The following is an 11,871-nucleotide window of genomic DNA, read 5'->3' on the forward strand; positions in this document are numbered from 1 at the left end:
GTTATTAATAATACACTGAACGATACTACAATTTATTCCAAATTTAACTCACTTGGTGCTATACCAAATTGCTTTTTGAAAGCAAAGGAAAAATGAGATAGATCTTCAAAACCTACATTCAAATAAACTTCAGTAGGTTTTTGTTTTTCATTTTTTAAAAGAAAATAAGCTTCATCCAACCGTTTTTTAGTTAACCATTGACCTGGATTAAATGAAAATACTTTTTGAAAATCTCTTTTAAACGTGGATAAGCTCCTCCCCGTTAAAAAAGCAAAACGTTCCATACTTATATTGAATCTAAAATTACGATTCATAAACTCTTCTAAATCTATTTTTTGAGGTACTGCAAAATTGAAAAAAACGGCAGTTAATTTAGGATTGTTTCTCAGCAAAATTAATAATAACTCTTCTCTCTTTACATAAGAGAATTGATCATCGATTTGTTCATTTGTATTATAATAAGGACCCAATGAAAGAATAAAATTATTAATCAACTTATCTTCCTCTATAAATAAAAAAGAATTATCTACAGCCCAAGACTGCATAACTGGTGTATTTCTATCTATAAATTTCCTTAAAAAAGGTTCGTCAAAAACAATGATAATTTTCTCAAATAAACCTTCATTCTTGAATTTAGTATAGCGAACCAAATGGTTTTTTCGTGCAATACAATAATCACCAGCTTTCAGTTGATAATTTTTGTTTCCGTCAAAAGCAATCATTTCTCCTTTTATTAAAAACAAAAAAAAATGCTCCGGAATAAATTGTTCTGGAGAAATATCAGGGCCTAAATGACAAGAATGAATGTTATTTACTTTCAAAGTATTTTAATTTATTAATGGTAAATTTAATTACTTATTTAGAGAATCTACACTTGCTAATAATGCTTCTTCTTTACTTCTAGGATTCCAACCTAAAAATGTTCTTGCTTTTTGGTTACTCATCTCTTTGTAAAACTCCTTAGCCGTTGGAGCAATTTCTGCAACGTTAATCGCTAATTCTGGACGTTTGCTTTTAAACAATTGGGCTACATCTGCAAAGCTCATAACCCCATCAGCATTTGCCAAGAATCGTTGCCCCATTGAATTAGGATTTTCCATAGCTCTGATATGCAAATCTGCTACGTCACGTACATCAACGACGCCCATTGTGAAATTTCCTCCTTGATTAGTTGTTCCATTCAGTATACCTATAACAGCAATATCTAAAGAAGCCGATGTTATATTTCCTATTGCTGGGCCAAAAATACCAACTGGATTAATAACTACTAATTCTAATCCGAGGCCTTCTTTATTAACAAAGTCCCAAGCTGCTTTTTCGGCAATAGTTTTAGATTTTATGTACGCAGGAAGAGAATCAGTAATATCTGTCCAATCTTCCTCAGTAAAAATGTGGTTAGGAATATTGATACTATATCCTACTGCGGCAAATGAAGAAGTCAATACTACTCGTTTTACGCCTGCCTTTTTTGAAGCTTTCAAAACCCTTAATGCACCATCACGAGCGGGAATAATTAAATCATCTTCATTTTTTGGATCTTGAGCTGGGAACGGAGAAGCCACATGCAAAACATAATCACAGTCCTTTACTGCTGTATCCCAACCTTCATCAGCAATAAGATTGGCTTCATAAAAATGTAATTTTTCTAAATTGGTTATTCCGTTTTCAATCAAGGCATTACTAATTTCTTCTCGTTTGCTTAAGGACCGAATTGTAGTTGCAACGCTATAATCTTGCTTTAATAATTGTAGAATAGTATGAATACCAACAAAACCTGAACCTCCTGTAACTAAAACTCTTTTATTTTTCATTTTTTATGATTTTATATAAATTAATAAAGTAAAATTAAGTTTTATAAAAGGGAACTATTTTGTTTAAAAGTTCAAAATAATTTTGTTCAAAAGTTCAAAACGATAACTCATTTTGTTCAATAAGTTAAAACCTTTTGAAAAAATAAAATATTTTTAAATTAAATAAGACAAAACTATCCGACATAAAATTGATGGTTGATACTTTTTATGATTCCGTTAAAAAAAATACTTTACTAAAACATATTTTTAATCAATTTATCAAAGATAATTGGCCTGAGCATTTAGAAATCATGTATCGCTTTTGGCAAGCTATCCTACTCCACTAGTTTGCATACAAAGGGTCTTTAATAATTCCGTACTTCAAATTAACTATTGAAAATCAATATTTTGATCGTTGGTTACTAGTGTTTAACGACTCAATGGGTAAAATTTCTCATCCCAATAGAATATCATTCATTTAATTTTTAAATATTGGTAATATATTTTTTTATTATTTTTTTATCAGCATCTGTATGAGCCAATGCATAAGCTTGTTCGAAATATTGCAATGCTTTTTGATTATCAATATCCAAATGTAGGTTGCCTAACAGTGAAAAATAAAAGTGATTATCTAACAACTGTAACATTTCTGTTTCTATTATTCCAGCTTTATTACCCTCTATTTTAGAAATTACAAAAGCCCTATTCAACGCTACAATTGGAGAATAATCTATGACTAACAAATTATTGTATAATTCGAGTATGTTTTTCCATTTATCCTGGGTATTCTTTTTTTGGGTATGCCAATAGGCAATTCCAGCTTCAAGATGATATTTAGAAAGGGTATCTCCCACAGAAGCTTTCCCTAAGTAATAAGCTCCCCTACTTACTAGTTCTTGATTCCATAGTTCTTCATCCTGATCTTGATAAAGAACTATATCCCCATTTTCATTCGTTCGAGTATCGAATCGAGAGGTATGAAAACACATTAATGCCATCAAGGCATTTACATTTGGAAGATTAGTTGTAGCGTTTTCTAATAACAAATAAGTTAACCTCATTGCCTCTGTACAAAAATCTTTGCGTAAAACTGTATTTTCTATTGAGGAGTAATAGCCTTCTGAAAAAAGCAAATAAATCGTTTTTAGAACATTTTCTTGTCGTAGTTTCATTTGTTCTATTGTAGGACCATTGATTTGAATATTCTTATCCTTCAGTTTTTGTTTTGCCCTGTTTATCCTTTTGTAAATAACCTCTTTATTAGTCATAAAAGCATCAGCAATCTCATGAGTACCAAAACCACAGAGCAAGTTCAACGCTAGTGCAATTTGGGCCTCACTAGGATTACAAGGATCACATATGGTAAAAATCATCGCCAATTGACTATCCGCAATATTTTTTTCTGAAAGATCTAGTTTTACTTCATTAGTCTGGACAGTAGAATTGTATTTAATCTCAGGGGATATCTTTTGTTCATAGAGAGAAGTTCTTTTAAAGTAATTCTTCGTTTTGTTTTTAGCCACTGTGTACAACCAGGCAGTTGGATTTTCAGGTATTCCTTTCATACTCCAAACCTCAGTTGCAGCCAAAAATGTGTCACTTACAATATCTTCTGCAATTTCAATATGCTTTATACCAAACAAATTAATTAATACCGAAACTATTTTTCGGTATTCAATTCTAAATAAATTAGGAATAAGTTCTTTGTCTTCCATACTTAAAATTTAATATTACATTAATTTTTTAAACGTAAAATTGATATAAATTATTTGTTTTTAAGCCAACCACATATTGGGATATACAATTGACGAAAAAGCAAAATAGGTATAATAAATATTTCCAATATCATAAACTTCGCTTCTATAGGTACCTTTATTAATGATGGTTTCCTGATTTTGATCATAATAACTTTTGGTAATCAACAAATACGTTTTGGAGTTAATATGATTTTTAAGTAATCTATGAGCCTCAATAAGTGGCTTCCCATATAGTTTGTAATAGCCTCCTACTTTAAAACCAGACATTTCACCATAATGAACAACCACTTTTATAGTCAAAGCACTTATTTCTGGAAATTCTTTCTTTAATAAATCAATTTCTGAATGAAAAGAAAGTACCATTTTGTTAAATTGTTCGAAAATCGTTTCAATAGAAAATGCATCACCCATTTTATAAAATAAAATGGCATCGCCTTCAATTTCAGCTACGTGCAAGGAATAATAATTTGCTCGCAAAATAGAGTCAAAAAGTGAGGGCATAATCATAGCTCCTTCTTCTGTTGAAATATTCTTTACAAAACTGGAAAACCCACTAATATCAACAATAAATATGGTTCCAAAAGCTGATCGATTTCTCATAACTAATTTTTAAGTGGCTTTCCTATTTTTTAACTTGCTGCCATTCTAATTTCTACATTGCCTCCAAATTCTAATATTGGGCAACCTGCTGCAATTTTTGCTGCTTCTTCATAATCGTTTGCCTTAATCAAAAGCATTCCTCCAATAGATTCTTTTACTTCTACATATGGACCATTTGTTGTTCCTTTAGTATTGACTATAACTCCTTCTCTATCCCAGCGTTTAAGAGGAGCAGCGAGTTGATCCTGTTCTTTTAACGTTCCAAACCATTCTTGCCAGTGTTGTAAATGCTTTTGTAATTCATCTGGAGAAGGTTGAACCTCCTTATTCATAAAATCTCTTCTGAAAATCAATAAAAACTCATTCATAATTTAAGTTCTAGTTAGTTGTTAATAATTTTAAAAAATATAAACTTTCTTAAAATTACTGAAAAATACTAATCAGCAGTATACTTTAAAGCAACTAACTAATAGTATTATTTTTAAAAAGCTGCTAAACCCAAATTTTTGTTTGTAAAATCTAACAGCTTTAATATCTTTAATCTCTTTTAAGATTAACCGAATTGTCCAACTCTATAACTTCCAATTGGGTTATAAAAAGAAGTATTCAATCGGTTCCAGGTATTGATTGCTGTAACAGCTAACGTTAAGTCAACCAATTCTTCTTCAGTAAATGCAGCAATTGCTCTCTCATAAATAGTATCTGGTACGGTTGAAGCAGTAACTGCTTCAGCCCATTCAAAAGCTGCTTTTTCTCTATTACTGTAAAAAGGAGATTCCCTCCAAGCGCTTATTCCAAAAATTCTTTGTTCTGTTTCTCCAAGAGCTCTAAGTTCTTTAGAGTGCATGTCTAGACAATACGCACAGTTATTGATTTGTGATACTCTAAAATCAACAAGCTCTAAAAGTTGTTTTTCAATTGATGATTTTTTTAAATAAACATTTGTTCCAAACAGTGTTGAAATTGCTTTTTGACCTTTTTCGAATAAATTAATTCTTGTTTCCATGATCTATAAATTTTTATTGTTATATCCTGATAACAATCGAACTTTTGATATTGGACAAAAAGTTTAAAAAATTAATTAAAAAAAATCAAGCGAATTATTTTATTAATGATTAACCATCCTAATCTATTATTTTTACTAATGAATATCACAGTCACTTACTCCACAGTGTTTACTTCCTGACTTTTTCTTTTTAAAAAAGATTTTACCAATTAAAGAGTAATAGCTATTAATAAAGCTAAGAACAAAACTATTTCTTAAAAGATAATTCCTAGTGATTTATTTTAATATCTTAAGGTTCCTAATTTTACAACTTTGCATTGTAACCATCACTTCTATTATTGATTTGAATTTGGCAATTCTTCATAGGTTAAATTTTCATAATCACCCTCGTTTAGATACTGATTATCCCACAAATAAATAGCCGAAAGTACTGAATTCCAAAACGAATTTGTCATTTTAGATTCTTCTCTTTGTTTTAGCATGTCTTTTTTTATATCATCTAAATCACCTCCAACTGGTGGATTATTTTTCAATTGATTTAATTCCTTCCATACAATTTCTATCAGTTTTTCTTTTTTTTCCGGTTTACAGTCAAAATTCAAAACTATATCGAAACGTGAAGATGGTAATTTTTGTAAACTTCCATTTATCTGAACACCATAACTTTCCCCCTCTTCTTCACGAATAGTTTGCAAAAATCGCTTTGAAAGTAATTCACCAATCATATACATCTCATAAGCAGTTTGTTGCCAATATTTAACTGCTCCCGTTAAATGAACGTAAGCCGTCGTTTTCGGAATTTCCATCGAACGATTAAAATGAATTGTTGTATTTCCTTTTTTAGGTTCTATGTTATGGTTTACAAAAGTTTTTTTTTCCTTTTCTTCGGAAGCAATATTTCTTATGTATTTTTGAATATATAGGGAATTACTTTAAATAAAGCGTTATGTATTGCGATAAAAGTAGCAACATTACTTACCAGAATTCCTTCTTTGGATGGAATAGTTCCTTTTTTCAGTTCTTTTCCTGTTATGGACTTTATCAGTTGTAATTCGCCTCCTTGTGGATAAAAATCAGGCAATAATTTTATTTTTCCCTCGACATTAAAATGCTTGAACGCTTTTTCCAGTAAAGGTTTTAATGATTTGTGCATTCGCTCAATACCGAGAATGATCGTTTTTATCTTGTAGAGGTGCTGTATAAAATGGAGTGTTTGCGAAACCTCGTTGGCATAGCTTTTCATTAATGCATAGTCAGCTGAGAGATAGGGCTCGCATTCTGCGCCGTTAATAATAAGCGTGTCGATTTGACCTTCGTTCACGTTATACTTTGCCGCCGTAGGAAATCGGGCACCACCACTTCCTTCAATACCATTTTCTTGAAGTAGCTGTATAAAATCTGAAATTTGAGTTGGCAAGCTATGTTTTACATCAATCACCTCATCCAAAAAATCATTGAAAAGTTCAAGGAACGGCTCTCCATTTGCAACAATAAATTCTCCAATATGTCCTGAAACCGGTGCGTGAATATTTCCTCCGAAAAAGCCTTCTTTTTGTGCTAACTTTTGGTGTTTTAAAACACGTTCACCTTTCTGAACTATTACCTCCAAATCGCCACCAAATGCTGAAAGTGGGAGATGTAATGTTTTAGGGGGAGAAAAAGTTTCAATCTCTAAATCTTTGTAAATATTCTTTTTATCGGGTATATGTAACATAGGCTTGTACTATTTTTAGCATTCGATAAATGCAGGAATTCCAGCAGGTATCGCTTCATCAATTACATAATATTTCAGCTCATCCTTGAATGCTTGTTTTAAATTCTCATTCGCTTTTTTATCTGTTTCATTAGCCAATAATACTGTAGACAAAACATCTCCGTAGAAAGAAGAAGAGGTAAGCGCTACCGCCTGATAGTTTGAAGAAGGCCAACCTGTGGAAGCATTGATAATATGGCTATACTGCTTATCATCGATAGTTATAAAACTACTTTTTCTTCCTGATAAGGAAAGACATTCATTGCTTAGATTAATCTGAAACCACGAGTTATCTTCGGAAATGGGGTGTGGAATATTTATTTTCCAATACGGATGATCTTCATCATTCATTGCATAAATTGTACTCCCACCTGCATTGATAACTGCATCTGTAATGCCTTGCGCTTTCAGAAAAGCAACTACTTGGTCAACCGCATAAGCCTTAATAAAAGAACCAGTAATCAATTCGTTTTCTCTAGTAAGTTTTACCTGATTATCCTTTATAGACACCACATCACCTTTAAGTTGTTCTGTAAGCAAAGCTATTTGATCGAAAGGCGGTAGATTACAATTTCCATTCTGATAAAATCCCCAAAGTCTAATAATGGCATTACCGCTACATTGTATATTCCATTAGCAATTGACTTGATTTTATCAAGCTCATTTAACAACCAAATAGTGGTTTCATCAACCTCTACCCAGTTCCCGGCATTTTTATTTATTTTATCAAAGTAAGAGCCTTCGCTGTATGAATTATAGCGTTCATCAATACTTTTCAGCAAGTCAAAACATTCATCTATCAAAGTTTCCGCTCCGGGGTGAAATGGAATTTTTATCTTGATATGGCAATAGAAAACAAACCCGGTTTCAGTAAGGTATTGTTTAGTTGCTCTCTGATGCATTTTCTGCGTTATCTCCATCTTCTATTTTTACATTTCTTTTATAGCTCTTAAAATCAATATTACCCAGTCTCACGACTTCAAAATACAGGTTCGGATTTTTGAAACTTTTTTGAATGCTGTCATAGTCTAATCTTTGTTTTTCAAACCGTAATTCGTTTGGGCTTTGTGCTGTTGTTTGTGCGTCTTTTCTACGAATCCGCCAGTCATCAATAAATCCATACAGCAAATCCTTCCTGCTAACAACAAGCAAGAAGGTGGCAATAATAAAAAGGATTAAGCCGTTCAGTTTCGATTTCATAAACCCTTATTTTTTAGAATGTGCTTCGCCGAATCCGATGCAATTACCAATCCGCCAGCGAGCATGATAATATCTTTGATGACCAATCTTCCTGCACCCGACAAATAAGGAAATCCGTGTTCTGTACCTCCCAAATCAGGTACATACGCTTCAGGCGTTGTAATGAGAAAAGAAAGGGTGACTAAAGACATTCCAAATGTTAACAAACCGCCCGCCAAACCAATTTTTGGAAACCAAATGCCTAACAAAGTCAATAAACCGATAGTAACTATAACAGTTCCCAATCCGTACGAGAATATGTATGTTCCGTTTTCTGTATGCCATTTGATATTTTGGGGCACTACCTCGCCTTCTTTATTTTTATGCGCTTTGTATTCTTCAGGATGATTATAGAAAAAGCTCATTATAGGACTGTTGGCTACAAAGGGAACGATGCCTTCTGCTTCGTATTGAAAAGCTTTTAAGCCACCAATCCAAGCCATCACGATGAAGATGGCTATTCTGACGAGGTTAATAAATACTCTTTGGCTGTCGGCTATAATTTGGATAAAATTTTTCATCTTTTTAAATTTTAATTTTCAATACTCTAAAAGGCTTTTTAAATTGCGCAGCACCATTGTGAAACCAGGGCATCAGCTGAATTTGCGAATTTGAAATGTATAAATATCCATCTTCAGAAATACTGTAACTGTCCGGCCAAATCAATTTTTCACTGTCCTGAACAATTGTCTGCATTTTCAAATCCGGAGTGATTTTTACAATTGAATTCTGCTCCAAATCGCCAAAATAGAGATTGCCTTCTTTGTCGAAAATCATCCCGTCTGTCGTGACGAATTTCCCTAGATCTTCTATACTTTTGTTCAAAACAGCTTCAGTTGTCTTAAAATCTCTCAACAAATCGGTTTTAATTCTGTACAAACGATTATCCGTAAGCGGTTTGTAGTATACATATTGATTATCGGGAGTCAGCGCAATACCATCTGAATTCACTTTAAGTGAAGAACCGTCACCTTTTTTAAGCTCTGTTCCCAATGGAGAAAAATGATAATTCGGATCAGATTTTACAGAAGGGGAATTGGCTAAAACCAATCTTGATTCTCCTGTGTTAATATTCAAAACAATGATTCCACCTGTATTTGAATTGCTTAAGTAAGCAAAACCATTTTCATTATCCACCCGGATATCGTTGATGTAAACATCCTCACTCACCACATTATCGGGAAATCTGTAGATTTTCTCGATTTTATTAGTGGCTAAATTGATTTTCACCACTTTACTGCTGTGCTGATACACTTTTCCAAGCCCGATTCCCGCCGCATCTACTACCCAAAGAAATCCTTTATCATCGGTCACCACTGCTTGAACACATACAAATTTATTTTGGCCATCTTCACCTTTTGTAAAACTGTTCCATTCTGCATCGGGATAGGGAATCGGTTTTCCATTTTTCACTTCAACCACGGAATAGGAATACGAATCCAGCCAATAAGGATAATTCACAAAAACACGGTTGTCTTTTGCTACAGCAACACCTGTTAACTGATAAGTACTATCAGCAAAAACTTCTTCTAAAATTATTTCTTGTTCAGAAACCGGCTCTATTGAGTTCTCTTGAGCATCGACTTTCGTTGATGAATTATTGTTGCAGGCGGTAAACAATGTGACCGACATTGCAATAGCCGTTAAATATGTCAATTTCATAATTTTAAATTTTGATTTAAAGCGTTATCACTATTTTACCCACCGTTCTGCCAGTTTCCTGTTCCAGGTGTGCTTCCCTCATTTGTCCGAATGAAAATGTTTTTGAAACGTGAGGTTTTACAGCACCACTTTCCAATAAAGAAGCAACCTGTTTCATATCCTCACCGCTGGATTGTACAAGAATAAAATAACCTTTCACACCTTTAGAGTTTGCCTTTGAAGTGACCTCTTCATTCAATCCTGTCGGAATACTGATGATGGAACCGCCTTCTTTGGTCACTTCAAGAGAATGGTCGATATTATCTCCGCCAATCGTATCCAACACAAAATCAAAAGTTCTGCCCGCCGATTTCCAGTCGAAACCGTGATAATCGATATGTAAATCTGCACCCAGTCCCAATACAAAATCTTTATTTTTTGCAGAAGAAGTTCCCGTTACAGTTGCACCTAAATGTTTGGCAATCTGCACCGCTATGTGTCCCACTCCACCCGAAGCGGCGTGAACCAAAATATTTTGTCCTTTCTGAATATTTGCATTGTGAACCAAAGCCTGATACGCCGTAAGTGCCACCAAAGTAGAAGCTGCGGCATCTTCAAAAGAGATATTTTTTGGTTTTAATGCCAGTTGATTGGCCGGAGCGGCAACATATTCCGCATACGCCTTTCCGTGACCCGGAAAATTCATCATTCCGAAAACCTCGTCACCCACTTTAAAATCTGAACTTTTGGTTTCTTCCACAATTCCTGAAATATCCCAACCTAAAATCAATGGATTTTCGGTTTTTATTCTTCCGTAAACACCTTTTCCAGAACGGCTTTTAGTATCAACAGGATTAATACTGATAGCTTTTACTTTTATCAAAACTTCGCCCTCGCTGAATGTCGGTTTTGCCAATTCTACGTATTCCAAATTCTCTACGTTTCCAGCTTCTTTTAATATGATTGCTTTCATATTTTTTTTTAATGTTATATATGATGTTTAATTCTTTTATTTAGTTATTTACTGGTTTTGCATTGATTTTCATTTTATAAATCACGACAGGAAATTCCACTTTACTTATTCCCCTCTGAAATGCTGCCAAGCGATTGAGCTGACCTGTCGGTATCCACAGGTATCCATTGTCATCAATCCATAAAGCGTCTGCCCAAAGCAATCTTTTGTCCTTAATGACCACACTTTCTTTTCCTTCCTGTGATATTTTGATGATTTCACTTTTATTCACATCGCTTACATAAATATTTCCGTCTGCATTAATAGCTGTTCCCCCTGTTGATGGAGTTTTATAGAATAATTCCACTTTGGAAGCCAAATCTTCTTCGGATAGATTTTCATCATTCAAATATTGTGTTTCCACTCTCCAAAGCGGTCCGCTTGCAGGCTGGAAATACAGCCATTTTCCATCGGGAGAAATCTCCAGTTGATCTGCGTGGATTCTCACTTCATTTCCCTTTTTATCTTTCATAATTTTCCCTTCCGCTTTGATCGGTAAATTATCGGTGGTTGAAGGATGATTTTCTAAAACTCTTCTGCCTTTGCCTGTTGTTTTGTCCAAAATTATTAAAGCCGGTTCACCCGCATCAGTCAGATAAATCGTGTCTCCGAAAATCCTTAAATCATCAATAAAAGTCGATGGTTTTGAAATTCCAGAAAGGGGAATAACCTGATGAACTGTATTGTTCTTAATATCAATCGAAACCAATTTCAACGCATTTCCTGATAAAGGATTTTGTCCCATCGAAGGTGTTCCGGTATCCACAATCCAAAGCAAACCGTTTATGATGCGTATGGAATTAGTCCGTACAAATTTTTCATTAGTATCTTCACCAGGTTGCCAATTGTTCCAATCTTCATTTGGATAGGGAATGATTTTTCCGTCTTTTAAAACTTCGCCCACACTCATTCCTTTTTCACCTTCGATTTTTGGGAAGTTGACAAATATTCTTCCGTCTGAACTTGTTGTAACTCCGTTCCAAACTAAATTCGAAGTTGCTACCTCCTGCAATTGTGCATTGGCAAATCCGCATATAAGTAGCAGCGATAAAAGGCTTAATGTAATTTTCATC

At 33.7% G+C, this 11,871-nt stretch carries 13 protein-coding genes and 1 pseudogene; all 14 read right to left on the reverse strand.

Going from position 1 to position 11,871, the window contains the following annotated elements; all coding sequences use genetic code 11:
- Nucleotides 1-32: 32 nt before the first annotated feature.
- The 14 genes and pseudogenes from ABS764_RS12590 to ABS764_RS12655 all read right to left on the reverse strand — a co-directional run bounded on the left by ABS764_RS12590 (nucleotide 33) and on the right by ABS764_RS12655 (nucleotide 11,870).
- Complete coding sequence (locus tag ABS764_RS12590) at nucleotides 33-821, reverse strand: AraC family transcriptional regulator (protein WP_408082157.1); 789 nt, start codon at nucleotides 819-821, stop codon at nucleotides 33-35.
- A 30-nt stretch (nucleotides 822-851) separates the two neighbouring features.
- On the reverse strand, nucleotides 852-1,811 hold the full coding sequence (locus tag ABS764_RS12595; RefSeq protein WP_408082158.1) for an SDR family oxidoreductase: 960 nt from the start codon (nucleotides 1,809-1,811) through the stop codon (nucleotides 852-854).
- 464 nt (nucleotides 1,812-2,275) lie between these two features.
- Nucleotides 2,276-3,505 (reverse strand): RNA polymerase sigma factor, encoded by a 1,230-nt coding sequence (locus ABS764_RS12600; RefSeq protein ID WP_408082159.1) that lies wholly within the window; start codon nucleotides 3,503-3,505, stop codon nucleotides 2,276-2,278.
- Between the two features lie 60 nt (nucleotides 3,506-3,565).
- On the reverse strand, nucleotides 3,566-4,147 hold the full coding sequence (locus ABS764_RS12605) for a DUF2652 domain-containing protein (RefSeq protein WP_408082160.1): 582 nt from the start codon (nucleotides 4,145-4,147) through the stop codon (nucleotides 3,566-3,568).
- A 29-nt stretch (nucleotides 4,148-4,176) separates the two neighbouring features.
- Complete coding sequence (locus ABS764_RS12610; protein WP_408082161.1) at nucleotides 4,177-4,479, reverse strand: YciI family protein; 303 nt, start codon at nucleotides 4,477-4,479, stop codon at nucleotides 4,177-4,179.
- 221 nt (nucleotides 4,480-4,700) lie between these two features.
- A complete protein-coding gene (locus ABS764_RS12615; RefSeq protein ID WP_408082162.1) occupies nucleotides 4,701-5,153 on the reverse strand; it encodes a carboxymuconolactone decarboxylase family protein in 453 nt (150 codons plus the stop codon).
- A 335-nt stretch (nucleotides 5,154-5,488) separates the two neighbouring features.
- Nucleotides 5,489-6,070, reverse strand: a complete 582-nt coding sequence (locus ABS764_RS12620; protein WP_408082303.1) for an insulinase family protein — start codon at nucleotides 6,068-6,070, stop codon at nucleotides 5,489-5,491.
- The gene (locus ABS764_RS12625; RefSeq protein WP_408082163.1) at nucleotides 6,055-6,867 is read right to left on the reverse strand and encodes a hypothetical protein; all 813 of its coding nucleotides are present in this window, start codon (nucleotides 6,865-6,867) and stop codon (nucleotides 6,055-6,057) included. Before ABS764_RS12625 ends, ABS764_RS12620 begins: the two co-directional genes overlap by 16 nt.
- Nucleotides 6,868-6,882: 15 nt before the next feature.
- Nucleotides 6,883-7,826 (reverse strand): annotated as a pseudogene (locus ABS764_RS12630) (FAD:protein FMN transferase).
- Nucleotides 7,789-8,106 carry a hypothetical protein gene (locus ABS764_RS12635; protein WP_408082164.1) on the reverse strand — a complete coding sequence of 106 codons (318 nt, stop codon included), beginning with the start codon at nucleotides 8,104-8,106 and terminating at the stop codon, nucleotides 7,789-7,791. Before ABS764_RS12635 ends, ABS764_RS12630 begins: the two are co-directional and overlap by 38 nt.
- On the reverse strand, nucleotides 8,103-8,666 hold the full coding sequence (rclC, locus tag ABS764_RS12640; protein ID WP_408082165.1) for a reactive chlorine resistance membrane protein RclC: 564 nt from the start codon (nucleotides 8,664-8,666) through the stop codon (nucleotides 8,103-8,105). Before rclC ends, ABS764_RS12635 begins: the two co-directional genes overlap by 4 nt.
- Before the next feature lie 4 nt (nucleotides 8,667-8,670).
- Nucleotides 8,671-9,807, reverse strand: coding sequence for an L-dopachrome tautomerase-related protein (locus tag ABS764_RS12645; protein ID WP_408082166.1), 1,137 nt, complete (start codon nucleotides 9,805-9,807; stop codon nucleotides 8,671-8,673).
- A 16-nt stretch (nucleotides 9,808-9,823) separates the two neighbouring features.
- Nucleotides 9,824-10,759 carry an NADP-dependent oxidoreductase gene (locus ABS764_RS12650; RefSeq protein ID WP_408082167.1) on the reverse strand — a complete coding sequence of 312 codons (936 nt, stop codon included), beginning with the start codon at nucleotides 10,757-10,759 and terminating at the stop codon, nucleotides 9,824-9,826.
- A 40-nt stretch (nucleotides 10,760-10,799) separates the two neighbouring features.
- Nucleotides 10,800-11,870 carry an L-dopachrome tautomerase-related protein gene (locus ABS764_RS12655; RefSeq protein ID WP_408082168.1) on the reverse strand — a complete coding sequence of 357 codons (1,071 nt, stop codon included), beginning with the start codon at nucleotides 11,868-11,870 and terminating at the stop codon, nucleotides 10,800-10,802.
- Between the last annotated feature and the right edge of the window lies 1 nt (nucleotide 11,871).

The organism is Flavobacterium plantiphilum, assembly GCF_046000495.1.
In the GTDB taxonomy this organism is placed as follows: domain Bacteria; phylum Bacteroidota; class Bacteroidia; order Flavobacteriales; family Flavobacteriaceae; genus Flavobacterium; species Flavobacterium plantiphilum.